Source organism: Silvimonas soli, assembly GCF_030035605.1.
GTDB lineage: Bacteria > Pseudomonadota > Gammaproteobacteria > Burkholderiales > Chitinibacteraceae > Silvimonas > Silvimonas soli.
The window spans coordinates 1,304,854-1,329,909 of sequence record NZ_CP106736.1 but is presented as its reverse complement, the minus strand read 5'-3'; the positions used below and the strand labels follow the sequence as shown (position 1 = coordinate 1,329,909).

Below are 25,056 nucleotides of genomic sequence, written 5' to 3'. Positions count from 1 at the left end.
GAATCACCACGTTGAGAAAACTGCCGACCAAAAGGCCTAGAACTAAACAAAACCCGCTGAAAAGCAGCGGGTTTTGTGTGAACAACCAAGCAAATTCCTGCATTAACCGACCGCCTGACCCATTTTGAAAATTGGCAGATACATGGCGATCACCAAACCGCCAATCAAGGTGCCCAAGACCACCATGATGATAGGTTCCATCAGGCTGGACAAGGCTTCTACCGCATTATCCACTTCTTCTTCGTAGTAGTCGGCGACCTTGCTGAGCATGGCGTCCAGCGAGCCGGACTCTTCGCCAATCGAAGTCATTTGCAAAACCATGTTGGGAAACACATTTACGTTCTGCATCGCCGTGGTCAGACTGGTCCCGGTGGAAACTTCGGTCTGGATTTTGCGAGTGGCAATCTTGTACAGATGATTGCCGGCGGCGCCACCCACAGATTCGAGCGACTCAACCAGCGGCACACCCGCAGCAAACATGGTGGACAACGTCCGGCTCCAGCGGGCCAGAATCGAGTTCTTCATGATGTCGCCCAGCACCGGCAGCTTGAGCAACCAGCGATCCATTACGATCTGCATGGCCTCGGAACGTCGCCATGCTTTCATGAAGAAATAGAAACCGCCAAAAATGCCGCCAAAGATTAACCACCAGTAATGCACAAAGTAGTCGGAGATGGCCATCACCAGCAGCGTTGGGCCTGGCAAATCGGCGCCGAAGCTGGAGAACAAATCTTTAAAGGCTGGAATCACGAAGATCATGATGACGGCGGTGATGACAAACGCTGCCACAATCACTGCAGTCGGGTAAAACATGGCCGACTTGATCTTCTTTTTAACGCCCAGCATCTTTTCTTTGTAAGTTGCCAGACGCGCCAGCAGCGTATCCAGAATACCGGCTTGCTCACCGGCCTGGATCAAGTTGCAATACAGTGCATCGAAATATTTCGGGTGCTTGCGGAAAGCCTGGGTCATGGAAAACCCGCTCTCGATATCCGATTTGATTTCCATCAGCAGCTTGGTCACCGATGGGTTGCTATGACCCTTGGCCACAATATCGAACGACAGCAACAACGGCACGCCCGACTTGAGCATGGTGGAAAGCTGCCGGGTAAACATGGTGATATCTTCGTCGGTAATGCGTTTGCCGCCGCTGACGCGCTGACGCTTCACCCGGATAACGTTGATACCTTGCCGCCGCAAATGGGTTTTGATCACGGCTTCGCCGCTGGCCCGGCTTTCGCCTTTGACGATCTTGCCGTTGCGATCCTTGCCTTCCCAACTGTAGGTATATTCCTTGACCTTCAGCGTCTGCTTGGCTGGCCTGGCTGTTGTTGTCGCCATTTACTGGTTCCCTTTCCTGCTTGGGGCGGTTGTATGCCCGTTTGATGAGTTTGCAGTGCAATGATTATTCATTGGTAATTGCCATGACTTCTTCTAGCGAAGTCACTCCCAGCTTGACCTTGATCAGCCCGGACAAACGCAAATCGCGCACACCTTCGCGTCTGGCCTGATCGGCAATATCGATGGCGGTGCCGTTTTTCATGATGATACGGTTCATTTCGTCAGAAATCGGCATGACCTGATAAATGCCCACCCGGCCCTTATAGCCGGTACCTTTACAGTGATCACAGCCCACCGGGCGATAAGGTGTCCAGCTGCCATCCAGGTCGGCTTCAGTAAAACCGGCATCCAGCAATGCCTCGTGCGGGATGTCCATTGGTACCTTGCATTGCGAACACAAACGCCGGCCCAAACGCTGCGCCGTGATCAAAATGACCGACGAGGCGACGTTAAATGGTGCGACACCCATATTCAACAAACGGGTGAGCGTGCTCGGCGCGTCGTTGGTGTGCAGGGTAGAGAACACCATGTGACCCGTCTGCGCCGCCTTGATCGCAATGTCGGCGGTTTCCAGGTCACGGATTTCGCCGACCATGATCACGTCCGGATCTTGCCGCAAGAAGGCCTTGAGCGCGACGGAGAACGTCAGCCCGGCTTTTTCATTGACGTTCACCTGATTCACGCCGGGCAAGTTGATTTCGGCCGGGTCTTCCGCCGTCGAAATGTTGGTGCCCGGCACATTCAGAATATTCAAACAGGTGTACAACGACACCGTTTTGCCGGAGCCCGTTGGGCCGGTCACCAGCACCATGCCGTAAGGCCGGTTGATTGCACGCATCAGATATTCTTTCTGATCCGGGTCGTAGCCGAGCGCGTCGATGCCGAGCGTGGCTGATGACGGGTCCAGAATCCGGATACAAATCTTTTCGCCGTGCAAAGTCGGCAGCGTGGAGACCCGGAAATCAATGGCACGGGTGCGCGATAGCACCAGTTTCATCCGGCCATCTTGCGGCACGCGTTTTTCCGAGATATCCAGCTTGGAGATCACCTTGATCCGCGAAGCGATTTTTTCTTTGATGGCCAGTGGCGGCTGCGCTACCTCACGCAAAATGCCGTCCTGGCGATAGCGGATGCGGTAGAACTTTTCGTAAGGCTCGAAGTGAATATCCGAAGCCTCGGCCTTGATCGCATCCAGCAGGATTTTCTGGATATATTTCACCACCGGCGCATCGTCAACATCGACCGATGCGACTTCTGGCTTGTTCTCTTCTTCACCGCCGCTTAATTCAAGTTCGGCGTCATTGACTTGCAGGTCTTTGATGGAAGCGCCCGAGGCCTCAATCAGCTTGAACAGCAAGGCCAGCAACTTGGCATCTTCGACCACGATGGGTTCGATTTGCTGGCCGGTCTGAAAGCGCACTTCTTCCAGCGCCTGCATGTTGGTGATGTCAGAAATGCCGATAAACAGCCGCGTGCCGCGCTTGAATAGCGGCACCAACCGCTGCGCTTGCATCAGTTTCGGATCAAGCACCCCTTGTGGAATATAACTGTCGTCAATCTGGTCCAGATCCAGCAATGGATAACCAAAGGCCTGCGAGCTGAACTCGGCAATTTCTTTGCCCGTCATCTTTTTGCTCTGGATGAGCTGCTCGATGAACGAGTTTTTGCCTTCACCTGGCGTCTGGTGAATGGCTTCGATATCGGATTCGGCCAAGCGCCCGTGCTGAACCAGCAGGCGTGCCAAGCCGGAAATAGGGGCTGAAGTTGTGGACATAGGCGTCGTATTCAGTTTCGAGCAGATTCAATCAAGCCGGCATGTGCTCTGGTCCATGGGGACAACCCGGTTAATCCGCGAATCTTTTGAATCCCGAATCACCACAAAGCGCATAACGGTACGGCTGCGGCAGAACCATGCAAGGGATACCGCGTTATCTGCCCGAGCATTTTAAGAATTGGTCTAATAGCTCAGTCTAACAAAGGCCACACCGAATTGTGCGTATTCTGCGAGTCATAGCAAGCTACCGGCGCGCGGCGCTGAACGGTGTCGCGCTTTTGGCACATTTATGCGTATTGGCTAGCGGGGTTCAGGCTGCGGATAAAGGCGGATCATCTTGATGCTGCGATCCTGGGTTTGCATTATTTCCAGGCGCTCGCCGGCAATGGTCAGACAAGTGCCCGCATCCGGAATGTCTTCAAAGTATTCCAGCACCAGTCCGTTGAGCGTTTTGGGGCCATCCAGTGGAAAATTGCGTTTGAGCTTACGATTGAGTTCACGCAGGCTCATGGAGCCATCCAGCAAATAACTACCGTCGGATTGTTTTTCCAGACGCGAGCCGGTGCCGGGCGCGTTAGTGGTGAATTCGCCAATGATCTGTTCGAGGATGTCTTCCAGGGTCACTAGCCCACGCAACTCGCCATACTCGTCGACCACCAGCCCAATGCGCCGCCGGTTTTCCTGAAAATTCTGCAACTGGGTAAATAGTGGTGTGCCGGAAGGAATGAAATACGGCGGGCGGATCAGCGCGCGCAGGGTGTCCCCGGTGACTTCATCTTCGTGCAATGACAGGGCTTTGCGTGTGTGCAATATGCCGACCATATTGTCCGCATTGCCTTCATACACCGGCAAGCGAGTGTGATGGCAAGTATAGAGTTGATGGCTCAGTTCTTCGTGCGGCGCTTCCAGATCAAGCGCCTCAATCTGATGGCGCGGAGTCATTACGTCATCGACGGTAATGTTGGCCAGTTCAAACAGATTCACCAGAATGGTGTGATGCTTCTTTTCCATGAAGCGGCCAGATTCGAGCACCAATAAACGCAATTCCTCCGGGCTCAAGCTGGTGTGGTCCTGCTTCTTGCCGGACAACTGAAACAAGCGCAGCAGCGCGTGCACAAACAGGTTGATGAACCAGACTGCCGGGTAAAACACCTTCAACAACAAGGTAAGCGGGAAACTCGCCAGAACAGCGGTTTTTTCCGGATGCGTTGCGGCGATTACCTTGGGGGTGGCTTCTGAGAAAACCAGAATGGCAAAGGCAACCAGCAGCGTGGCAATGCCGAGCGCGTAATGCGTGCCAGCGAACAAGCGCGTGGTAATCAGCGTGGCCAAGGTCGCTGTGGCTGTATTGATCAGCGTATTGCCCAACAGAATCACACCCAGCAAACGGTCAGTGTGATCAAGCAGCTTGCGTGTGAGGATGGCGCCTTGATGGCCTTGCTGGGCACGGGCTTTGAGGCGGAAACGATTGACCGCCATCATGGCGGTTTCCGAGGCGGAAAAAAAAGCGGAACTGAAAAGGCAGATGATCAGGGCAGCGATCAGTCCACCTATGGGGATGTCGTCCAAAGCGGCATTCCGGAGTGGCAATGGCGTGGATTATAGCAGCGCCAGGCTCGCTTTAATTCAATAACCTGGGCTTTAGCCTGGGCGGTGCAGCAAGACATCCAGTACAAAGCGGCTGCCGATATAGCCCAGAATCAGCAAGCAGAAGCCGGTGGTTGCCCACAGTGTGGCAACACGACCACGCCACCCACGTAATTTACGACCCACCAGCAACAGTCCATAAACCACCCACGCGGCTACCGACAACACAATCTTGTGATTGAACTCCAGCGCTTTGCCAAAGATTTCTTCGCTGAAAGTCACACCGGTAATCAGTGCAATAGTCAGCAACAAGAAGCCGGTGGTAATGCAGGCAAAGAGCAGTTTTTCCAGCGCCAGTAGCGGCGGCAACTTCTGGACCAGCAAATTGGCCGAGGCGTGATGCAGCCGTTTATCTGCCAGCCGCATCAAGATGGCGACGCCAGTGGCGTTGGTAAACAAGCCGTACGCCAGCATCGCGGCCATAAAGTGCAGGCGGGAAATGCCGTTCTGGGTGTAGGTCAAAACGTGACCCGGAGGTAGCAGCAGACTTGCGCCCAGTAATAACACGGTCATGCCCATAACGGGCGGCTGCAAACCTTCCAGCGGGAAGGCCAGATGACCGACCAGATAGGTGATCAAAGCCAGCCAGGCCACAATCGACAGTGCCTCTGATGCGCCGAAATGCAACGGTGGCGCGGCCAGTGAGGGCCACAACGCCAGGCCATGAACTGCCAGTGCCAAGAGCAAGAGTGCGTGTTCGATGCCCGGGTGAATGGTGCCGCGACCAGCTAGCCGGGTGCGGCAAAAATGCCACCCAAGAGCCAGATAAATGAACAAAGCGATCAACGCGAGCCAGGACACGGATATCAAATCAGTTAGAATCGGGGGATTGATTAGTCTAACAGAGCCGGCTTGGCCGTCGAGCCTGCAAGGAAAGAATTTATGCTGGATAACCTCTCCAACCGCCTGAGCGGGGTTGTTAAAACCCTGCGCGGTCAGTCCCGCCTGACTGAAACCAATATCCAGGATGCCCTGCGCGAAGTGCGCATGGCGCTGCTAGAAGCCGATGTGGCCTTGTCGGTGGTTAAGCAATTTATCGCCGATGTGAAAGAGCGCGGGCTGGGGCAGGACGTCATTGGCAGCCTGACGCCGGGTCAGGCATTCATTGGCGTAGTGTATGAAGAACTGACCAAGCTGATGGGCGCGCAGAACGATGCGCTCAATCTGGCTGCGGTGCCGCCCGCTGTGGTGTTGATGGCGGGCTTGCAAGGCGCGGGTAAAACGACCACCTCTGGCAAGCTGGCCAAACGGCTGAAAGAAGAACACAAGAAAAAAGTCTTGCTGGTGTCCACCGACGTGTATCGCCCGGCGGCGATTGAGCAGTTGAAAACGCTGGCGGCACAAATCGAGGTGGAGTGGTTTCCGTCTGATGTGGCGCAAAAACCGGTCGACATTGCCCTTGCTGCACACGATTACGCCAAGAAGCATTTTCACGATGTACTGATCGTCGATACGGCGGGCCGTCTGGCGATTGATGAAGCCATGATGGCCGAGATCAAAGAACTGCACGCCTCGGTGAATCCGGTCGAAACGCTGTTCGTAGTCGACGCCATGCAGGGCCAGGATGCGGTCAACACGGCCCGTGCGTTTAATGAAACGCTGCCGTTGACGGGTGTGATTCTGACCAAGCTCGATGGCGATTCGCGCGGCGGTGCGGCGTTGTCGGTGCGCCAGGTTACCGGTAAACCGATCAAGTTTATCGGTGTCGGTGAAAAGCTAACCGGTCTGGAACCGTTCTACCCGGATCGTATGGCCAGCCGCGTGCTGGGCATGGGCGATGTGCTGTCGCTGATCGAAGACGTGCAGAAAAACGTCAACGAAGCTGAAGCGCTGCAGATGATGAAAAAGGTCAAATCCGGCAAGGGTTTTGACCTGGAAGATTTCAAATCGCAGATCGGCCAGATGAAAAAAATGGGTGGCATGGGTGCTTTGCTGGACAAATTGCCAGGCCAGGTCAGCCAGATGGCAAATAGCCAGGTGACCGACAAATCCGTAGCGCGCATCGAGGGCATTATCAATTCGATGACCCCACTGGAAAGACGCAAGCCGGAATTGATCAAAGCCAGCCGCAAACGCCGTATTGCGGCGGGTGCAGGCGTGAGCGTGCAAGAAGTAAACCGTCTTTTGAAGCAATTTGAAGAGACGCAAAAAATGATGAAGCAGTTCTCCAAAGGCGGCATGATGAAGATGATGCGCGGCATGAAAGGCATGCTGCCGGGGATGTAAATCGTTGGTCCGGGCGCAGGCTTTCGAGCTAAACACTTGTATTGCTTTGCGCTTTTCACATACAATCGCTGGTTTCGCGTAAACCGATTTCTACTGGGTATCAATCATGGTTGTGATTCGTCTGTCCCGCGGCGGCGCCAAAAACCGTCCGTTCTACAATGTTGTTGTTACTGATTCGCGCAATCGCCGCGATGGCCGCTTCATCGAGCGCGTGGGTTTCTATGACCCGTCCGCCGGCGAAGGCCAGGAACCAGTTCGTTTCGCGCTTGATCGCGTGAACCACTGGGTTGGCGTTGGCGCGCAAGTGAGCGACACCGTTGCTCGCCTGCTGAAGGGCTACAAGCCAGCTGCTGCATAAGCAGTTGATCGTGGCTAGCAATAAACCGACAGCCCCGCAAACCCAATCTGTTGCGACCGTTCCAGAAGATCTGGTCTCAATGGGTTATATCAGCGGGGCTTTTGGCATTCGTGGCGGCATTAATGTCGTTGCGGATACCGAACATCCCGACAGCTTGCTCGACTACAAAACATGGTGGATCGGGCGAGACGGTCAATGGCGCGCCTACACACTGGTAGAAGCCGCAGTACAGCCGAAAAAGCTGTCTGTGACGCTGGCCGGTGTGGATGATCGTGACAAGGCATTTGCCCTCAAAGGCTGCCAGGTCGCGGTGCCGCGTAGCCTGATGCCGCAAGCTGGCGCTGATGAATATTACTGGGCTGACCTGGTCGGCCTGGCAGTAGTCAACGTTCAGGGTGAACACCTTGGTGTGGTCGAGAAGTTATTCGAGACCGGTGCCAATGATGTGATCGTAGCCAAAGACGGCGATGTCGAGCGCCTGCTGCCCTTTGTCGGGCATGTGGTGCTCAAGGTCGATCTGGCAGCAAGGATCATCACGGTGGACTGGGGCCTTGACTACTGAGGCTGTAGTACCGGAAGCAGTGGTCAAAATGCGTTTCGACGCCATTACGCTGTTTCCCGAAATGTTCGAAGCGATCACGCGTTACGGGATTACCCAGCGCGCGGTTGACCAGGGCATTATCGATTTTGCAGGGTGGAATCCACGTGATTTCACGCATGATAACTATCGCCGGGTAGACGACCGCCCTTATGGCGGTGGTCCAGGCATGGTGATGTTGCCGCAACCGCTGGAAGACGCCATCGCGTCGGCCAAGGCTCGGCAAGCGCAGTTCGGCATTACGCCGAAAGTGGTTTATCTGTCACCGCAAGGTGCACCGTTAACCCATGCAAAAGTGCTGGAGCTGGTGAATGAGCCCGGTCTGATTCTTTTGTGTGGCCGTTATGAAGGGGTCGACGAGCGCGTGTTGCAACGCCAGGTTGATCTGGAAATTTCGGTCGGTGACTATGTCTTGTCTGGCGGGGAATTGCCCGCCATGGTGCTGATGGATGCGCTGGCAAGACACTTGCCCGGCGTGTTGAATACGGCGGCGAGTGCTGTCGAAGATTCGTTTGTGGATGGGTTGCTGGATTGCCCGCATTACACCCGTCCCGAAGATTACCGCGGTATGGCGGTTCCGGAAGTTCTGCTTTCGGGAAATCATGCCAACATACGTCGCTGGCGTTTGAAGCAGTCGCTGGGCCGCACCTGGTTGCGTCGTCCGGATCTGTTGCAAGGTCGTCAGCTTTCAAAAGAAGAAACTCGTCTTCTGGCCGAATTCAAGGCGGAGCACACGGCAAATGTCGGCTCTCTCCCTCGTGGGGAAGAAGGAACAAGTTTCGTAAAGGAGTAAGGTCATGAACCTGATTCAAAAGCTCGAACAAGAAGAAATCGCCCGTCTGGGTAAAACCCTGCCGGAATTTGCACCTGGCGATACCGTCGTGGTGCAAGTGAAGGTTAAGGAAGGCAACCGTGAACGTCTGCAAGCGTTTGAAGGCGTTGTGATTGCCAAGCGCAATCGCGGCCTGAACAGCGCGTTCATCGTGCGCAAGATTTCCGCCGGTACTGGTGTTGAGCGTTCTTTCCAGACTTACTCGCCGTTGGTTGCTTCCGTTGAAGTGAAGCGCCGTGGTGATGTGCGTCGCGCCAAGCTGTACTACCTCCGCGATCGTTCGGGCAAGTCCGCACGTATCAAGGAAAAGCTGCCAGCACGCAAGATCAAGGAAACCGCTGCACAATAATTTGTGCCGATTTTCTGAAAACGCGAAGCCCACGTGCTTCGCGTTTTTTTTCGTCTTGGGTTTGCCAATCCTGGTTAGGATGTCTCTTTGCACCAGAGGAAGTCGCCATGGCTGAGCACGACGCGGCCACTGTAACCGCATATCCCGAATACCAGTCCGTCATCATTACGCCAGTTGGCAAAGTGGGGCTGATAGCCCCGGCTGAGGTGTTGGTCAAAGTGGATTTTCTGCCAGAGACTGAACCGTTGCGGCCGCTTTCCAGTGCCATCTTGCGCGAAACCGCCCGACAGATTGCGGCCTATTTTGCTGAGCCAGATTTTCGTTTTGATTTGCCAACCCAACTTGAGGGTTCAGTGCATCAACTCGCGGTATGGCAGCAGATATCTGAAATCGCTTGTGGCGACGTCACCACTTATTCAGAAATTGCTCGCCGTATTGGCTCGGTACCGCGCGCGGTCGGTGGCGCATGCGGGCAAAACCCTTTGCCGATTCTGATTCCGTGTCATCGGGTCGTGGCCACTACCGGCGTTGGCGGTTTTAATGCCCATCGTAATGGCCGGGATTGGGTGCCGATCAAACGCTGGTTGCTGGCGCACGAAAGTCAGGATCTGTTTTCAAATCTGAGCAGGCTGTAAACGCATGGCATTGGCCGCAAACCCGCAGCATCAACAATGGATAGACCAGTTCATCGATAACATCTGGCTAGCCGATGGTCTGGCGCAGAACACGGCAGAAAGCTATCGCCGCGATTTGGTGATCTGGGCGGTGTGGCTGCAAGAACAGCATAAAACCATGCAAGTCGCGCAACGCGATGACGTTCAAGCTTTTCTGGCTGCTCAGGCGCGCGAGGTGAAAGCGGCAACGATGGCGCGGCGTATGGCCAGCTTGCGCAAGTTTTACCAGCACTGGCTCAATAATGCGCAAATTCAGCATGACCCAACGCTGACTTTGGTGACACCCAAACGCGTACGGCCATTGCCCAAAGAACTTTCTGAGGCGCAGGTAGAAAGCTTGCTGGCCGCGCCAGACGTGCAAACCGACGCCGGTGTGCGGGACAGGGCGATGCTGGAAGTCATGTACGCCACCGGCCTGCGCGTCTCCGAACTCATTGGCCTGGATCGCGCCATGCTGCATCTCACCGAGGGATATCTGCAGGTCGTGGGCGGGAAGGGCGGCAAGCAGCGATTGGTGCCTTTGGGAGAAGAAGCGCGGCACTGGCTGGAGCAATACATCAGCAAGGCGCGGCCACTGTTGCTAGCTGGTAAAAGCCAGGGGCTGATCTTTGTAAACCAGCGCGGCGAACCACTCACTCGCCAAGGGGCATGGTTCATTATCAAGGGCTATGCCGCGCAAGCCGGGATTGACGCTTCGCGTCTTTCGCCGCACGTGATGCGCCACGCCTTTGCCACTCATTTGCTTAACCATGGCGCGGATCTGCGCATGGTGCAGGTGTTGTTGGGGCATTCGGACATCGCAACCACGCAGATCTACACCCATGTCGCCACCGCACGCTTGCAGGCACTGCATAAACTGAGCCATCCCCGTGGATGACAGATGAATTTTTCCGATTTTGTGCCAGGCTGATTGAGGTTCAATTTATTTAACAACACTGGCTTTGGAAATCGGAGATTCAACTATGGATTTGAGTTCTGCTGACGTCGTGCACTACCGCGATTTGGCGATCGGCATTCTGACTGAGTTCGGAATCAAGATCATCGCGGCAATTATTTTCTGGGTGCTCGGGCGTTGGCTGATTGGTGTTGCAGTGCGAATGGTAGAAAAATCGCTGGTGCGGCAAAAACTCGACGCAACAGTATTACGTTATATTGGCTCGGTGATCACGGTAACGCTGAATGTATTGCTGGTAATTGGCATCCTTGGTTATTTCGGCGTACAGACCACCACCTTTGCAGCATTGATTGCGGCAGGCGGTGTCGCAATTGGTCTAGCCTGGTCGGGTTTGCTGGCCAACTTTGCCGCAGGTGCGTTCATCATCGTGTTGCGTCCGTTCAAGGTCGGGGACTTTGTCAGCGTCGCGGGCACAGTGGGTACGATCAAGGAAATCGGCCTGTTTGTTACCGGTATCAATACGCCCGACAACGTGCTGACCCTGATTGGTAACAACAAGATTTTTGGTGATGTTATCCAGAACTTCACTGCCAACCCGTATCGGCGGGTGGAGTTGAAAGCGCAACTGGCCGGCTCTACTGACCATCGTTCCGCTATTGCCTTGCTCAAGGAAAAGATCGCTGCGATTCCCAATGTGCTGGCAGAGCCCGCGGTGGATGTCGAGATTCTCGAATTCAACCTGGTGGGGCCAGTGCTGGCGGTGCGTCCGTATTGCCACAACGACAATTACTGGCAGGTGTATTTCGACACCAACAAAACCATCCGCGAAAGCTTTGGCGAAGCGGGTTTTGCCTCACCAATGCCAGCGCAAGCGGTGATAGTGCAGCAGCACGCCTGATCAGCTTGATCAGGGCTGGCGTCACAAAAAGCAGCACAAAGGCAACGCGGCAGGGGATGAGCCGCGGCCTTTGTGCTTTCTGCTGATTCATTGCCGCATGCCTGCCGGACGCCCCTGACTGGAGCAGATATCCATTACGGCAGGAGTTGAAGTAAAAAAAGAGTCGTAGCGACGGTCTTGCCACGCGAGGGCAGGGCCATTGCCTTTATCCATTGGGGATGCGACCAGCGCCATATCAGACAGGTGTTGTAATCCGGTTTGATCTCAGCCACCAAACGTGTGGCGGAGCGGCTTCACCACCTCGCGACGCATGCAGTGAAGGGATGCTATGACCAGACCAGAAGGCCGCCTGCGCGGCTCGCCCGCCGACATTAAAACCGGGTTGCAATCCACGCTCGACGCCCTGAAAGGGCAGGTTGAGCAATATCTGGAACACGGCCTGGATGCCGCCGACCACGCGCAACTACGCGCCCGGATTGAACAATTGCACGAAACTGGCGCTGAGTGGATGGCCACCGGCGTGCGCGCAGCCGCTTTGTCGCTGGAACGGCTTTATCTGGAATACCAGAGCCACACCCCGCAGACGCGCTCGCAAACTGCGACACGGCTACGCCACGGTATGGATGCCCTGGCCCAGGCCGTTACACACTTCCTGGCGTCGGGGCTGGAACAACTGGCCGATGCGCTGCCCACGGTTGAAGCCAAACCCGAACAGGTGGTAATCGTCAGCAACGATCTGGCGACCAGCGAACTGCTGCAAATCGAGCTGGCGCTGCAGATGCCGGGCGCGCAGGTTATTTTGCGCTCGACCTTGCCGGAGCAGCGGGTTGATCTGCTGCTGTTGGACCTGGATAGCCAGTCCGCGCCATTTGTAACGTTGACCGACTTTTTGCCTAACGGCGTACGTGCGCCGCAGCGATTGGTGTGTTTGTCTACGCAGTCGGATATCGCCACCCGCTTGATTGCGGCCCGATTTGGGGCGCAAGCGTTTATCCACAAGCCGGTTCACCCTGATGAATTAGCCGAGTTATTCAACCGGCTGGAGCAACAGCGCAAGCATCCGGCCTATCGCATCCTGATCGTGGATGATGAGCCCGACGTTGCCGAGTATTACGCCGAGATCCTGCGGGAGGCGGGAATGGTGGTGCAGATGGCCAACGGGCCGGTGCAGATGTTCGAGAAAATTGCCCAGCTCAACCCTGAGCTGATCGTGCTTGATCTGTACATGCTGGGCTGGAGCGGTCTGGAAATTGCCAGTGTGCTACGCCAGCAACCGGCCTATATGAGTGTGCCGATCGTGTTCTTGTCTTCAGAACATGCGCAGTCCAAGCGGCTGGAGGCAATGCGGCGTGGTGCTGACGATTTTCTGGTCAAACCCATCGAGCCGGACTTTCTGGTCGCCGCCATCCAGACCCGCGCCGCGCGCTTTCGCTTGCTGCGCGAGCAACATACTCGCGATGCGCTGACTGGCATGTTGGGGCGACAGGCGATCATGCAATTGCTAGAGGTTGAGGCCGCCCGCTGCAAACGCAGTCGCCAGCCATTGGGCGTGGTGATGCTGGATATTGATGGTCTGCAACGCGTTAACCAAGCCTTGGGTCATCAGGCGGGCGACCAGCTATTGCGGGCGTTGTGTGCTTTGCTGCGGCAGCGTTTGCGTGTGAGCGATGGCATCGGGCGCATCCAGGGTGGATCGTTTCTGGTGGTGCTGCCAGATGTCGAACAGAGCGATGTGCTTGGTTTGATTGATGCGTTGCGCGTGCGCTTCGGGCGCACGTTATTGCCAGGGCACACCGGCGCGACAGTACCCATCAGCTTTAGCGCTGGCGCCACCGTCAAACGGGTAACAGAAACCATTCCCGCGTTACTGGAAAGAGCCGAGGCCGCATTGCGCGAAGCAAAAGCCGCAGGTGGTAACCGGGTTTACAGCCAGTTTGAGTGAGCCTGGGCCGCGCAGAGGTGGTTTCAGGTAAAGCGCAGCCAAATAAAAAGCCCCAGGCAATGAAAATTGCTTGGGGCTTTTTGTTACGACAACTCAGGCCAATCAGGCTGGAACGGTTTCGCTTTCCGGCAGATTCAACACCACCTTGTCGTCATCATCCAGATCAATGGTGACTTCACCGCCATGAGCCAGACGACCAAACAATAACTCGTCGGCCAGCGCCTTGCGGATGGTGTCCTGAATCAGACGGGCCATCGGTCGGGCGCCCATGAGCGGATCGAAACCCTTCTCGGCCAGCATCTCTTTGAGTGCTGGTGTGAAGTGCGCGTCCACCTTCTTCTCTTGCAGTTGCAGTTCCAGTTGCATCAGGAACTTGTCGACTACCTGCAGGATGATTTCGTGAGTCAACGGTGCAAACGAGATCGTAGCGTCCAGCCGGTTGCGGAACTCTGGCGAGAACAGGCGTTTGATTTCCTGCATCTCGTCGCCCGCTTCCTTCTTGGCGGTAAAGCCCAGAATGGCCTTGTTCATCGACTCGGCACCGGCGTTGGTCGTCATGATCACGATCACGTTGCGGAAGTCCGCCTTGCGTCCGTTGTTATCAGTCAGCGTGCCGTGGTCCATCACTTGCAGCAGTACATTGAAGATATCCGGATGTGCTTTTTCGATTTCATCGAGCAGCAACACCGAATACGGATGCTTGGTGACCTGTTCCGTCAACAAACCGCCTTGCTCAAAGCCCACATAACCCGGAGGCGCACCGATTAAACGGCTGACCGCATGACGTTCCATGTACTCGGACATATCAAAGCGGATCAGCTCAACACCCAGCGTATATGCCAGTTGTCGTGCCACTTCGGTTTTGCCGACACCGGTCGGACCAGAGAACAGGAACGCGCCAATCGGCTTTTGCGGATTACCCAAGCCAGCCCGTGCCATCTTGATTGCCGAAGACAGCGCATCAATGGCTTGTTCTTGCCCGAACACCACACTCTTCAGATCACGATCCAGCGTCTTGAGTGTGCTCTTGTCATCGTTCGAGACACTCTTGGGTGGAATGCGCGCGATCTTGGCGACGATCTCTTCGATCTCGTTCTTGCCAATGGTTTTCTTCTGCTTGGACTTGGGCAGAATCTTCTGCGCCGCACCTGCCTCATCAATCACGTCAATGGCCTTGTCGGGCAAATGACGATCATTGATGTACTTGGCGGCCAGTTCTGCTGCCGTGCTCAAAGCAGTTGCCGTGTACTTCACGCCGTGATGCTTCTCGAACTTGTCTTTCAAGCCTTTGAGAATCTCAACGGTTTGCTCAACAGTCGGCTCAACCACGTCGATCTTCTGGAAGCGACGCGACAGCGCGTTGTCTTTTTCGAAGATGCCACGGTATTCCGTGTAAGTAGTCGCACCAATGCACTTGAGCGTGCCGTTGGACAGCGCTGGCTTGAGCAAGTTGGATGCATCCAGCGTGCCGCCCGAGGCCGCACCGGCACCAACGAGGGTATGAATCTCGTCAATAAACAGAATGGCGTTGCGCTCTTCGGTCAGTTGTTTGATCACCGCTTTCAGGCGTTGCTCAAAGTCACCACGATATTTGGTGCCAGCCAACAAGGCACCCATGTCGAGCGCATACACGGTGGCATCGGCAAGAATGTCTGGCACTTCGCCTTCCACGATGCGGCGCGCCAGGCCTTCTGCAATGGCAGTCTTGCCCACGCCAGCCTCACCCACCAGCAGCGGGTTGTTCTTGCGGCGACGGCACAGAATCTGCACCACACGCTCCAGCTCGGAATCGCGCCCGATCAACGGGTCGATTTTGCCAGCCAGGGCCTGTTGATTCAGGTTCTGGGTAAAGTTTTCCAGTGCGCCACCCGGGCTGACTTCGGGGTCATGCTCTTCCGAGCCTTGATCCGAACGCGGCGGGGTAGAGGCGTTGGGCGCGCTCTTGCTGATGCCGTGGCTGATAAAGTTGACCACGTCCAGACGCGTTACCCCTTGCTGATGCAGGAAGTACACAGCGTGACTGTCTTTTTCGCCAAAGATCGCAACCAGCACGTTGGCACCGGTGACTTCCTTCTTGCCCGAAGACTGGACGTGCAAAATCGCACGCTGAATGACGCGCTGGAATCCAATCGTCGGCTGTGTCTCTACCTCACCCGTGCCAGAAACGACCGGCGTGTGTTCGGTGACAAAGTCGGACAACTGATGACGCAGTTCATCCATGTTGGCGCCGCAGGCCCGCAGGACCTCCGCCGCTGACGGGTTATCAAGCAAGGCGAGCAGGAGGTGTTCCACGGTGATGTACTCGTGGCGCTTTTGTCTCGCCTCCATGAAAGCCATGTGCAGGCTGACTTCTAGTTCCTGGGCGATCATTCGTTTACCTCCATGATGCATTGGAGCGGGTGCTGATGTTGGCGGGCGTGCTCGGTTACCTGCGCCACTTTTGTTGCGGCAATGTCCTTGGGGAACACACCACAAATGCCTCGTCCTTCAGTATGGACTTTGAGCATGACTACGGTTGCTTGTTCGCGCTGCATGGAAAAAAAAGTTTGCAGAACGGCAACCACAAATTCCATCGGGGTGAAATCGTCGTTTAAAAGCACGACGCGGTACATGGAGGGAGGCCCGGTACGGATCTCTTTCTCTACTATTTCCCGCTCAAATTGATGCTGCTGCGCCATAACTATCCAACCGAGTTTCTATTTATCATTTTGGCCCGGAACAGGGCTTTTTCAAGCGTTTCCTGGAAACAACAGTTTTACCGTATACGGCGTTGCCTTGCTTGACCATCAAAGTAAATATCGCGTAAAACGAATGCGCGTTTGATGGACAAGTTTCATGCTGTGCCGGTCTAACCCGCTGTACAGGTCTTGACTTCAAACCTTGGGAAAATGCTTTAACTGTTTATCTTGGAGAAAGACCTAATATGGCAACGGGTACAGTCAAGTGGTTCAATGATTCCAAAGGCTTTGGCTTTATTACTCCGGACGAAGGCGGCGAAGACATCTTTGCTCACTTCTCCGCGATCAATATGCCTGGTTTCAAGACCCTGAAAGAAGGCCAACGTGTGACATTTGAAGTTGCACAAGGCCCTAAGGGCAAGCAAGCTGCAAACATCCAGGCTGCCTGATTTCAGGTTCCTGAAGCGTTTGAAAACCCCGCCATGTGCGGGGTTTTTTGTTGCGCTGCATCCAGCACCCCGCCACACAGTCTTACTGTAGATGGTGCGCTGCCAGAAAAATACAATAGCTACGCAAATGTGTCAGAACGCCACACCCTGAATACCGCCCATGAAAAAGCCCCACCGCGGTGGGGCTTTTCTGTGCCATGCTGGCTGACCGCTTGCGCGATCCAACACCATTACATGCGCTCGACAATCGCCTTGCCAAAGGCCGAGCAGCTTACTTCTTGCGCGCCTTCCATCAAGCGGGCGAAGTCGTAAGTCACGATCTTGTCTTTGATGGTTTTTTCCATCGCCACAATAATCAGATCTGCCGCTTCTTTCCAGCCCATGTGACGCAGCATCATTTCAGCCGACAGCAACAGCGAACCCGGGTTTACCTTGTCCTGGCCAGCGTACTTCGGTGCCGTGCCGTGCGTTGCTTCAAAGCAAGCTATGTTGTCAGACAGATTGGCACCCGGAGCAATACCGATACCGCCCACTTCTGCCGCCAGCGCGTCAGAGATGTAGTCGCCGTTCAGGTTCAGCGTAGCGATCACGTCGTATTCAGCCGGACGCAGCAGAATCTGCTGCAGGAACGCATCAGCGATCACGTCTTTGATAACGATGCCGTTAGGCAGTTGCAGCCACGGGCCGCCGTCGATCTCAACGCCGCCGAACTCGCGCTTGGCCAGCTCGTAACCCCAAGTGCGGAACATGCCTTCCGTAAACTTCATGATGTTGCCCTTGTGGACAAGCGTCACGGATTTACGGTTGTTGTCGATGGCGTACTGAATCGCCTTGCGCACCAGGCGCTCGGTGCCTTCGCGCGAAACCGGCTTGATACCGATGCTCGAAGTTTCCGGGAAACGGATCTTCTTCACACCCATTTCGGTTTGCAGGAATTCGATGACTTTCTTGGCGCCTTCAGATTGCGCGTCCCACTCAATACCAGCGTAGATGTCTTCGGTGTTTTCACGGAAGATCACCATGTCGATCAGGTGTGGTTGCTTGACTGGCGAAGGTACGCCGTCGAAGTAACGCACCGGGCGCAGGCAAACATACAGATCCAGCTGCTGACGCAAAGCCACGTTCAGCGAGCGGATACCGCCACCAACCGGCGTTGCCAGCGGGCCTTTGATCGATACGACGTATTCTTTCAGCGCATCCAGCGTTTCTTGTGGCATGTAGGTGTCATTGCCGTACAGCTTGGAAGCCTTCTCACCACAGTAGATTTCCATCCAGTGGATTTTGCGGCTGCCGCCGTAGGACTTGGCTACTGCAGCGTCGACCACTTCTTTCATCACAGGGGTGATATCAGCACCGATACCGTCACCTTCGATGAACGGGATGATTGGGTTATCCGGCGTGGCGAGATTCGGAACGATCTTCGCGCCCTCTTTGGGTACTTGAATGTGGCTCATTAGGTACTTCCCATGCAGAGATTAGGACAACGCCGTATCGGCGCCAGACAAGCCGCGATTATCGCGTGAACGCGGGCGAAAGCCAAGCGGGCATCTGCGGTTACGCTGTCTGGTCCGGCAGAAGGTTAGAATAGCGGCATGAACAAAGTCATTCTTTTCAATAAACCGCATGGCGTGATCTGCCAGTTTTCGCCCAGCCCGCCGCATCAATGTCTGGCCGATTATGTTTCGGTGAAAGGCGTTTATGCCGCTGGCCGTCTGGATACAGATTCAGAAGGGCTGCTGCTTTTAACGGATGATGGTGCTCTGCAGCATAAAATTGCCGATCCGCGTCATAAATTGCCCAAAACCTATTGGGTGCAAGTAGAAGGGGCGCCCGATGACGCCGCGCTGGCGCCACTGCGCCATGGCGTTGATCTGGGGGATTTTGTAACGCAACCGGCCAGTGTGCGCCTCATGCCCGAGCCACCTGGTTTGTGGCCGCGCGTTCCGCCGATTCGCGAGCGCAAACAGATACCCGTTAGCTGGCTGGAAATCATCATCCGCGAAGGCAAAAATCGCCAGGTGCGGCGGATGACGGCTAAAGTCGGTTTTCCGACATTAAGGTTGATTCGCTACGCAATTGGCCAATACACGCTGGATGGATTGCAATCGGGGCAGTGGAAAGAAATTGATATCCAGCGTTGATAAGAAAACCTGAATCATTGCGTTTGAGTGGATGCCGATTTGAACTGGTTTCAAAGCTTTCTTTCCAGGTTCTTTCCGTAAATTATTTTCGATTAAATTTGCTGTAAATAACGTCATCAATTGCCGTTCATTCAATGTAATTATTTTTGAATCAGTCGTGGCTGGAAATGGCTGATCAATATTCAGGGCAAGTTGGGAATCACCAATAAATCCGGCCTTTCAATAGATGGCGCAAGCCTGCGGACTGGATTTTTTCAGCATTGGCGGTGGAGTCACACATCGCTGCCAGATCAGAACAATGGCCTGTGGCGATCCGGCATATTCCGCCAGACGGCGAGATTTCATGCCCTCCGTCGCCCGGTGCGCTGCCATTTACCTGGCGCTTTATGCGCATACGCCTAAACCATTGTCAGCATGTCGCCTGACGGGATCGGCGCATTACGGTAAAATCCGCTTTTGATTTCAGTGTGTTGCAGCATGTTCAAACCCAATGCGGTGGTTGCGGCGGTGGTCGAGCGCGACGGGCGTTTTCTGATGGTTGAAGAGATCATCAATGGCCAACTCACGCTTAACCAGCCAGGCGGACATCTCGAATTTGGTGAATCGCTGATTGCTGCGGTGATCCGGGAAACACTGGAAGAAACCGCACACCATTTTGTGCCCGAGGCGTTGATGGGCATCTACCAATGGTCGCCGTCCGGGGATGAACAACGGACCTTTCTGCGCTTTGCTTTTGCCGGAAAGTTGACCGGTTTTGATGCCGGTCTCGCGCTTGACCCGGATATTGAACGCGCCCTGTGGTTGACTCGGGACGAATTGGCCGCACGTAGTGAACAGCACCGCAGCCCCTTGCTGATGCCGTGCATCGACGATTACCTTGCTGGTCGCCGTTATCCGCTGGAAATCCTGCAAGACTTTGACCGGAAGTAATAACGAATGAATGACAAGATTGTGGTGGGTTTGTCGGGTGGCGTGGATTCATCCGTCACCGCGCACCTGCTCAAAGACCAAGGCTACGACGTTGTCGGCGTGTTCATGCAGAACTGGGAAGACGACAACGACGACGAATACTGTTCGATCAAGGAAGACAGCATGGATGCCATTTCTGTGGCCGACCTGCTGGATATCGATATCGAACTGGTGAACTTCGCCAAAGAATACAAAGATCGCGTGTTCAGTTATTTCCTGGCTGAATACTCGGCCGGGCGCACGCCGAATCCGGACATCCTGTGCAATAGCGAAATCAAGTTCAAATGCTTTCTGGATTACGCTATCAAACTGGGCGGCGTGAAGATGGCTACTGGCCACTACGCGGCCAACCGCGTGCGTGCCGATGGCCGGACCGAGTTGTTGCGTGCGGCGGATCAATCCAAAGACCAGACCTACTTTTTATACCGCTTGAGCCAGCAGCAGGTAAGCCACGCGGTGTTTCCTTTGGGCGGCATGCAAAAGTCTGAGGTGCGCGAGATTGCAGAACAGATCGCGCTGCCGAACGCCCGCAAGAAAGACAGCACCGGCATCTGTTTTATTGGCGAACGGCCATTTCGCGAGTTCCTGAACCGCTATCTACCTAAAGTGCCCGGTGCCATGAAAACGCCGGAAGGGCGCGTGGTTGGCGAACATATGGGCCTGATGTACTACACCATTGGCCAACGCCAGGGTCTGGGTATCGGCGGTGAAGGTTTGCCGTGGTTTGTGGCGGGCAAGGACATGGAAAAGAACGAGCTGATTGTGGTGCAAGGTCACGATCATCCCTTGTTGCTCAAACATGACCTGTTAGCACTGGATTGCTCGTGGATTCTGGGTGAAGAACCTATGCCTGGCCGTTATACCGCCAAGACCCGTTATCGCCAGCAGGATGCCGCGTGCACGCTGGAACACGTGGATGGCGGCGTGAAGTTGATATTCGACGAGCCACAATGGGCGATGACGCCGGGGCAATCCATGGTGCTGTATGACGGCGAGGTTTGTCTGGGCGGCGGGATTATCCAGTAACAGACGGTGCTGGCGCGTGTGAGTCAGACAAAATAAAAGGGGCGAGTGAATCGCCCTTTTTGTTTGCATGCTTGTTACAAAGCCAGGTTACTTCGATGCCTCAACCTTCGCCGGTTTTTCAGCTTCGGTAGCGGCACCAGCCACAGCGTGTTGCACCTGTTCCCACGGCAGCGGCACGTTTGCGCCATTCAGGATGAACTTGCCACCTTCCAGCGATGCGGTTGCGGAAATGGTGTCGCCATCGACGCGGATCAGCTTTTGTTCGGACATGCGGTCCAGCTGGCCTTCAACAAACTGGCCGGCCAGGTAGTCCAGATCCGCTTGTGACACGCCGTTATCGGCGTTGCCAAACATATTGCGCGCTTGCCAGGTCACGACAGTCGAAATGACTTTACGTGGCACATTGAAATCCGCCTTCGCCACCAGCTTGCGCATGAACACCGCCGGCTGATCCAGGTCTTCTGGCTTGAAGCCTTGCAGGCCCACTTCGCCGCTGAAATGAATGCTGCTATCAGGCAGTTTGATATCCAGCTTGCGAATGGCCAGGCGCGGGTCATGCGTCAGCAGTGGCATGCCTTCGGCTTTAGCCAGCTTCATCAACTCGCTCGACAGCTGCTCGCGGGTCAATTGCTGTTTTTGCAGACGGTTGAATTCGTCGCCCAGCTTGGCCAGCGTCGGGCCGTGCAAGTGGTTGGCTTCAGCCAGCAATTCGGCCGGGCCATAAGGCTGATCGTTCAGGACCAGCTTTTCCAGCATGAAGTGAGCGCTGCCGTCGATCAATTCGCCATTTTCGGCCAGCTTGCCGTCATAGCTCAGGTTGTGTAATCCCAGCTTGAACGGGTTGTCGCCTGGCATATCCAGCGTGAAGTCCGCAATTTTGGCGGACGAGGTACCAATCATCAGGCCGGTTTTGCCGCGCACATGATCGGACTCGAAGGTCATGTCGGTGGCCATAAACTGACCTTTGCCCTTGGCTTCGCCGCTCAGGCCGGGGGCGGTGGCGATCAGTTTGACGCGATTGAAATCGCCGCCGTAATCCAGCGTGGCGTTCAAGCCTTGCCATTTGGCTTTGACGCCGGAAATCGCTTCTTCATAGTCAAACGATGGCACCTTGATCGTCATCAGGCCATCGTCGTTGAAGCTGATGCGGTTTTCAATGCTGATCGGTTTTTGCGTGCCAAAGAAGCGCGACAGTGTTTTCTGGGTTTCCGGAGAGAACTGGAAATCCGTAGTAACCACTGCCTTGTATGGATGCGGATTGAAGTGGCTTAGCAGCGGCAGCGGGCCGTGCTGGATATTCTGGGTGTAGGTCACTTCAAAGGTCGGCAGCGGTTCGCCTTCCTTTTCCAGGAAAAAGCGATACAACTGCGGATTGATTTGCAGTGTGGTTTTTTCAGTGGAAGAGAACCAGCCGCGATGATATTCGCGGTTTTTGACGATGAAGTACGGCAGGCTGGAAAGCCACTGGTTCTGCTTTTCGAGGGTGTCTTGCACCGAGCGTCCGGCCATCCACGAGCTGCCGACATAAGCCGCGCCCAGCAGCACAACGGCAAGCGTGCCGCCAACCAGTACTTTGCGTTTCACCGGGTAAATCTCCCCTTGATTCAATATCATGCCGGCGGCTCTTGGGCCGCCGGCTTTGCGAGACAACTACTAATTTAATTACTGCTACCAGGTCATCCTGGCTTCTTTAACGAAGCGCGAGATCAGATCCGGTTGGCCAGCTCAACGGCTGTACCGATGTACGTCCATGGCGTCAGCGCCTTCAGTCGTGTCTTTTCGCTGTCTGGAATAGCCAGACCATCGATAAACACGGCCAGCGCTTCCTTGGTAATGCCACTCTTGCCGCGTGTCAGTTCTTTCAACTGCTCGTACGGATTAGGCACGCCATAACGCCGCATGACGGTCTGGATTGGCTCGGCCAGTACTTCCCAGTTGTCATTCAGGTCGTCCAGCATCGCCTGGCGATCCGCCAGCAGCTTGTTCAAACCCTTCAGGCATGACGCATAACCCAATTGTGCATAACCCAGACCGACGCCCATATTACGCAACACGGTGGAATCGGTCAGGTCACGTTGCCAGCGCGAGATTGGCAATTTTTGCGACAGGTGCGTCAACATCGCATTGGCCAGACCCAGATTGCCTTCGGCGTTTTCGAAGTCGATCGGGTTAACCTTGTGCGGCATGGTCGAACTGCCAACTTCATTCTTGTTTACGCGCTGCTTGAAGAAGCCCAGCGAGATGTAACCCCAGATGTCGCGATTCAAGTCGATCAGAATCGTGTTGATGCGCGATACGGTGTCGTACAACTCACTCATGTAGTCGTGCGGTTCAATCTGGATTGTGTACGGGTTGAATGTCAAACCCAGGCTTTCGACGAAGCTGCGGCAGAATTGTTCCCAGTCGATTTCCGGATAGGCCGACAAGTGTGCGTTGTAGTTGCCCACCGCACCGTTAATCTTGCCCAGCACTTCCACTTTTTCCAGGCGTGCCAGCTGGCGTTCCAGGCGGTAGGCCACGTTGGCCATTTCTTTACCCATGGTGGTCGGCGTCGCCGGTTGACCGTGGGTGCGGCTCATCATGGCGGCATCGGCCAGTTCATGCGCCAGATCTTTGAGTTTGGCGGTGATTTCACGCAGCTTGGGCAGCGTGACCGAATCACGCGCAGCTTTGAGCATCAGGCCGTGCGACAGATTGTTGATGTCTTCCGAAGTACACGCAAAGTGAATGAACTCGTTTGCGGCAGACACTTCGTGATTACCGGACAAACGTTCTTTCATCCAGTATTCAACGGCTTTCACATCGTGATTGGTGGTGCGCTCGATGGTTTTGACTTCCATCGCGTGCTCAATCGAGAACTGCGCTACCGCCTGATCAAGCTCGGCAATGGTCGCGGGCGAGAACGGCGCGATCTCGGTAATGGCGGGTTCAGCTGCCAGTGCCTTAAGCCACGCGATCTCAACAGTGACGCGGTGTTTGATGAGTGCGTATTCGCTGAAAAACGGACGCAGATCGGCCAATTGCTTTTCGTAACGGCCGTCGAGGGGGGAAAGCGCGGTCAGTGCAGAGAGATCCATATCGGTGATGGCTAGCCAAGCAGTTGAATCGAAGCGCGAAATTTTAACACAGCCGCGCGACAAGCTCTTGCACGCTTACAGATGGCAGTTTTTTGCCGGGATCACCTACCGTGGAGCGGGTGGACTGTTGCGCCTGTTGTGCTTGTGGTCACGGTACGGATGACACGGCGCGCGGCAACGGTTAAAAATGTCAAAAATAACCAGACATACGTACTCAAAAACGTACTCACAAAAAACGAGGATGAGCAGTCGAATGGAAAAAATCACCAATATTTCGCCAGACTGGCAGAAGTGGATCGTCGACAACCTCGGTCGTGGCTGTACCGCACAATCGCTGATTGACGTGATGGTCGAAAAAAACTTCGACCCCATGTTTGCCAATGCCATTGTGTTTCATTTCTCCACCACCCATAAGGGCGGCGTGTCTCCGGTGCTTGCCGCACAACCGGTAGCGCAACCGGCAGTGGCCAGTAACGGTGTCAAAGAGCGCATCGCTGCAAACAGTTACCGCTACGAAACGCCACGCTTCAAGCCGGGCAACTTTATCCAGACTAATGACCGGGTGGTGCAGGTCGTCAGCCGCGTGGAGAAACCTTATATTGCCGTGCTCGATAACGTATTCAGCCATGAAGAATGCGATGAACTGGTGAAGTTGTCGCAAGCCCGGCTCAAGCGCTCCACCATTGTTGATCCGAAAACCGGCCAGGATGCGGTGATTGAAGAGCGCACCAGTTTTGGTACATTTTTTCATGTGAACGAAAACGAATTTATCGCTCGCCTGGATCGGCGCATCTCCGAGGTCATGAGCTGGCCGGTCGAGAATGGCGAGGGCCTGCAGATTCTCAATTACAAGGTGGGCGGGGAATACAAGCCGCATTTCGATTACTTCCCCGAAAGCGATCCGGGTAGTCGCGTGCATCTGGATCGTGGCGGGCAGCGTGTTTCCACGTTGATTGTTTATCTGAATGATGTGGAAGATGGCGGTAGCACGGTGTTCCCGGAACTGGGTCTTACCGTGGGGCCAAAGAAAGGCGCTGCCGTGTACTTTGAATACACCAACAGTAGCGGCCAGGTTGACCCAATGACCCTGCATGGCGGGCTGCCGGTGCTCAAAGGCGAGAAGTGGATTGTCACCAAGTGGATGCGCCAGCGTCGCTTTGGCTAAGCAATCCGCCGATTACG

23 protein-coding genes are annotated in these 25,056 nt (G+C 55.0%); 14 read left to right on the top strand and 9 right to left on the bottom strand.

The genetic code is table 11. From position 1 onward, the window contains the following. Positions 1-102 precede the first annotated feature (102 nt). The 4 genes from N7220_RS06035 to N7220_RS06020 all read right to left on the bottom strand — a co-directional run bounded on the left by N7220_RS06035 (position 103) and on the right by N7220_RS06020 (position 5,563). Positions 103-1,341, bottom strand: coding sequence for a type II secretion system F family protein (locus N7220_RS06035; protein WP_283150557.1), 1,239 nt, complete (start codon positions 1,339-1,341; stop codon positions 103-105). 64 nt (positions 1,342-1,405) lie between these two features. Beyond that, positions 1,406-3,115: a type IV-A pilus assembly ATPase PilB gene (gene pilB, locus N7220_RS06030; RefSeq protein WP_283150556.1), complete on the bottom strand. Its 1,710-nt coding sequence runs from the start codon at positions 3,113-3,115 to the stop codon at positions 1,406-1,408. A 300-nt stretch (positions 3,116-3,415) separates the two neighbouring features. Continuing rightward, positions 3,416-4,684 (bottom strand): HlyC/CorC family transporter, encoded by a 1,269-nt coding sequence (locus tag N7220_RS06025; RefSeq protein WP_283150555.1) that lies wholly within the window; start codon positions 4,682-4,684, stop codon positions 3,416-3,418. 72 nt (positions 4,685-4,756) lie between these two features. Further along, the gene (locus N7220_RS06020; RefSeq protein ID WP_283150554.1) at positions 4,757-5,563 is read right to left on the bottom strand and encodes a cytochrome C assembly family protein; all 807 of its coding nucleotides are present in this window, start codon (positions 5,561-5,563) and stop codon (positions 4,757-4,759) included. Positions 5,564-5,644: 81 nt separating this feature from the next. On the opposite strand from N7220_RS06020, the gene ffh reads away from it, so the two are divergent. The 9 genes from ffh to N7220_RS05975 all read left to right on the top strand — a co-directional run bounded on the left by ffh (position 5,645) and on the right by N7220_RS05975 (position 13,534). Then, on the top strand, positions 5,645-6,988 hold the full coding sequence (ffh, locus tag N7220_RS06015) for a signal recognition particle protein (RefSeq protein WP_283150553.1): 1,344 nt from the start codon (positions 5,645-5,647) through the stop codon (positions 6,986-6,988). A gap of 106 nt (positions 6,989-7,094) precedes the next feature. Next, positions 7,095-7,346, top strand: a complete 252-nt coding sequence (rpsP, locus tag N7220_RS06010) for a 30S ribosomal protein S16 (protein ID WP_283150552.1) — start codon at positions 7,095-7,097, stop codon at positions 7,344-7,346. 10 nt (positions 7,347-7,356) lie between these two features. After that, on the top strand, positions 7,357-7,908 hold the full coding sequence (rimM, locus tag N7220_RS06005) for a ribosome maturation factor RimM (protein WP_283150551.1): 552 nt from the start codon (positions 7,357-7,359) through the stop codon (positions 7,906-7,908). A 28-nt stretch (positions 7,909-7,936) separates the two neighbouring features. Further along, entirely contained in the window at positions 7,937-8,737 is an 801-nt protein-coding gene (gene trmD / locus N7220_RS06000) for a tRNA (guanosine(37)-N1)-methyltransferase TrmD (RefSeq protein WP_283151407.1), read from the top strand. Between the two features lie 4 nt (positions 8,738-8,741). Next, complete coding sequence (gene rplS / locus N7220_RS05995) at positions 8,742-9,125, top strand: 50S ribosomal protein L19 (RefSeq protein ID WP_283150550.1); 384 nt, start codon at positions 8,742-8,744, stop codon at positions 9,123-9,125. A gap of 107 nt (positions 9,126-9,232) precedes the next feature. Beyond that, positions 9,233-9,760, top strand: a complete 528-nt coding sequence (locus N7220_RS05990) for a methylated-DNA--[protein]-cysteine S-methyltransferase (protein WP_283150549.1) — start codon at positions 9,233-9,235, stop codon at positions 9,758-9,760. Between the two features lie 4 nt (positions 9,761-9,764). Then, complete coding sequence (xerD, locus tag N7220_RS05985) at positions 9,765-10,676, top strand: site-specific tyrosine recombinase XerD (RefSeq protein ID WP_283150548.1); 912 nt, start codon at positions 9,765-9,767, stop codon at positions 10,674-10,676. 85 nt (positions 10,677-10,761) lie between these two features. Next, positions 10,762-11,592, top strand: a complete 831-nt coding sequence (locus tag N7220_RS05980) for a mechanosensitive ion channel family protein (RefSeq protein WP_283150547.1) — start codon at positions 10,762-10,764, stop codon at positions 11,590-11,592. Positions 11,593-11,920: 328 nt separating this feature from the next. Continuing rightward, positions 11,921-13,534, top strand: a complete 1,614-nt coding sequence (locus N7220_RS05975) for a response regulator (RefSeq protein ID WP_283150546.1) — start codon at positions 11,921-11,923, stop codon at positions 13,532-13,534. A gap of 102 nt (positions 13,535-13,636) precedes the next feature. Here the strand turns inward: N7220_RS05975 and clpA are convergent, their stop codons facing one another. Next, positions 13,637-15,904: an ATP-dependent Clp protease ATP-binding subunit ClpA gene (gene clpA / locus N7220_RS05970; RefSeq protein ID WP_283150545.1), complete on the bottom strand. Its 2,268-nt coding sequence runs from the start codon at positions 15,902-15,904 to the stop codon at positions 13,637-13,639. Next, complete coding sequence (clpS, locus tag N7220_RS05965; RefSeq protein WP_283150544.1) at positions 15,901-16,212, bottom strand: ATP-dependent Clp protease adapter ClpS; 312 nt, start codon at positions 16,210-16,212, stop codon at positions 15,901-15,903. The genes clpA and clpS overlap by 4 nt, the downstream gene beginning before the upstream one ends. Before the next feature lie 245 nt (positions 16,213-16,457). On the opposite strand from clpS, the gene N7220_RS05960 reads away from it, so the two are divergent. Continuing rightward, positions 16,458-16,661: a cold-shock protein gene (locus tag N7220_RS05960; RefSeq protein WP_053939930.1), complete on the top strand. Its 204-nt coding sequence runs from the start codon at positions 16,458-16,460 to the stop codon at positions 16,659-16,661. A 230-nt stretch (positions 16,662-16,891) separates the two neighbouring features. Here the strand turns inward: N7220_RS05960 and icd are convergent, their stop codons facing one another. Next, on the bottom strand, positions 16,892-18,115 hold the full coding sequence (gene icd / locus N7220_RS05955; RefSeq protein ID WP_283150543.1) for an NADP-dependent isocitrate dehydrogenase: 1,224 nt from the start codon (positions 18,113-18,115) through the stop codon (positions 16,892-16,894). Between the two features lie 138 nt (positions 18,116-18,253). Here icd and N7220_RS05950 point away from each other — a divergent pair, with 138 nt between their 5' ends. From N7220_RS05950 to mnmA, 3 genes are all read left to right on the top strand, one after another. Beyond that, positions 18,254-18,802, top strand: a complete 549-nt coding sequence (locus N7220_RS05950) for a pseudouridine synthase (protein WP_283150542.1) — start codon at positions 18,254-18,256, stop codon at positions 18,800-18,802. Between the two features lie 477 nt (positions 18,803-19,279). After that, complete coding sequence (locus N7220_RS05945; RefSeq protein WP_283150541.1) at positions 19,280-19,732, top strand: NUDIX hydrolase; 453 nt, start codon at positions 19,280-19,282, stop codon at positions 19,730-19,732. Positions 19,733-19,738: 6 nt separating this feature from the next. Continuing rightward, positions 19,739-20,797, top strand: a complete 1,059-nt coding sequence (gene mnmA / locus N7220_RS05940) for a tRNA 2-thiouridine(34) synthase MnmA (protein WP_283150540.1) — start codon at positions 19,739-19,741, stop codon at positions 20,795-20,797. An 87-nt stretch (positions 20,798-20,884) separates the two neighbouring features. On the opposite strand, the gene N7220_RS05935 is transcribed toward mnmA, so the two are convergent. Next, positions 20,885-22,411 carry a YdgA family protein gene (locus tag N7220_RS05935; RefSeq protein ID WP_283150539.1) on the bottom strand — a complete coding sequence of 509 codons (1,527 nt, stop codon included), beginning with the start codon at positions 22,409-22,411 and terminating at the stop codon, positions 20,885-20,887. 92 nt (positions 22,412-22,503) lie between these two features. Next, positions 22,504-23,874, bottom strand: a complete 1,371-nt coding sequence (purB, locus tag N7220_RS05930) for an adenylosuccinate lyase (RefSeq protein WP_283150538.1) — start codon at positions 23,872-23,874, stop codon at positions 22,504-22,506. A 253-nt stretch (positions 23,875-24,127) separates the two neighbouring features. Between purB and N7220_RS05925 the strand changes: the two genes are divergently transcribed. After that, positions 24,128-25,039, top strand: a complete 912-nt coding sequence (locus tag N7220_RS05925; RefSeq protein WP_283150537.1) for a 2OG-Fe(II) oxygenase — start codon at positions 24,128-24,130, stop codon at positions 25,037-25,039. The last annotated feature ends 17 nt before the right edge of the window (positions 25,040-25,056 follow it).

Coding starts and splice junctions, on each gene's coding strand:
- N7220_RS06035 (WP_283150557.1), bottom strand. CDS start 1,341: ATGGCGACAACAACAGCCAGGCCAGCCAAGCAGACGCTGAAGGTCAAG.
- pilB (WP_283150556.1), bottom strand. CDS start 3,115: ATGTCCACAACTTCAGCCCCTATTTCCGGCTTGGCACGCCTGCTGGTT.
- ffh (WP_283150553.1), top strand. CDS start 5,645: ATGCTGGATAACCTCTCCAACCGCCTGAGCGGGGTTGTTAAAACCCTG.
- rpsP (WP_283150552.1), top strand. CDS start 7,095: ATGGTTGTGATTCGTCTGTCCCGCGGCGGCGCCAAAAACCGTCCGTTC.
- trmD (WP_283151407.1), top strand. CDS start 7,937: ATGCGTTTCGACGCCATTACGCTGTTTCCCGAAATGTTCGAAGCGATC.
- rplS (WP_283150550.1), top strand. CDS start 8,742: ATGAACCTGATTCAAAAGCTCGAACAAGAAGAAATCGCCCGTCTGGGT.
- N7220_RS05990 (WP_283150549.1), top strand. CDS start 9,233: ATGGCTGAGCACGACGCGGCCACTGTAACCGCATATCCCGAATACCAG.
- xerD (WP_283150548.1), top strand. CDS start 9,765: ATGGCATTGGCCGCAAACCCGCAGCATCAACAATGGATAGACCAGTTC.
- N7220_RS05980 (WP_283150547.1), top strand. CDS start 10,762: ATGGATTTGAGTTCTGCTGACGTCGTGCACTACCGCGATTTGGCGATC.
- N7220_RS05975 (WP_283150546.1), top strand. CDS start 11,921: ATGACCAGACCAGAAGGCCGCCTGCGCGGCTCGCCCGCCGACATTAAA.
- clpA (WP_283150545.1), bottom strand. CDS start 15,904: ATGATCGCCCAGGAACTAGAAGTCAGCCTGCACATGGCTTTCATGGAG.
- clpS (WP_283150544.1), bottom strand. CDS start 16,212: ATGGCGCAGCAGCATCAATTTGAGCGGGAAATAGTAGAGAAAGAGATC.
- N7220_RS05960 (WP_053939930.1), top strand. CDS start 16,458: ATGGCAACGGGTACAGTCAAGTGGTTCAATGATTCCAAAGGCTTTGGC.
- icd (WP_283150543.1), bottom strand. CDS start 18,115: ATGAGCCACATTCAAGTACCCAAAGAGGGCGCGAAGATCGTTCCGAAT.
- N7220_RS05950 (WP_283150542.1), top strand. CDS start 18,254: ATGAACAAAGTCATTCTTTTCAATAAACCGCATGGCGTGATCTGCCAG.
- N7220_RS05945 (WP_283150541.1), top strand. CDS start 19,280: ATGTTCAAACCCAATGCGGTGGTTGCGGCGGTGGTCGAGCGCGACGGG.
- mnmA (WP_283150540.1), top strand. CDS start 19,739: ATGAATGACAAGATTGTGGTGGGTTTGTCGGGTGGCGTGGATTCATCC.
- N7220_RS05935 (WP_283150539.1), bottom strand. CDS start 22,411: ATGATATTGAATCAAGGGGAGATTTACCCGGTGAAACGCAAAGTACTG.
- purB (WP_283150538.1), bottom strand. CDS start 23,874: ATGGATCTCTCTGCACTGACCGCGCTTTCCCCCCTCGACGGCCGTTAC.
- N7220_RS05925 (WP_283150537.1), top strand. CDS start 24,128: ATGGAAAAAATCACCAATATTTCGCCAGACTGGCAGAAGTGGATCGTC.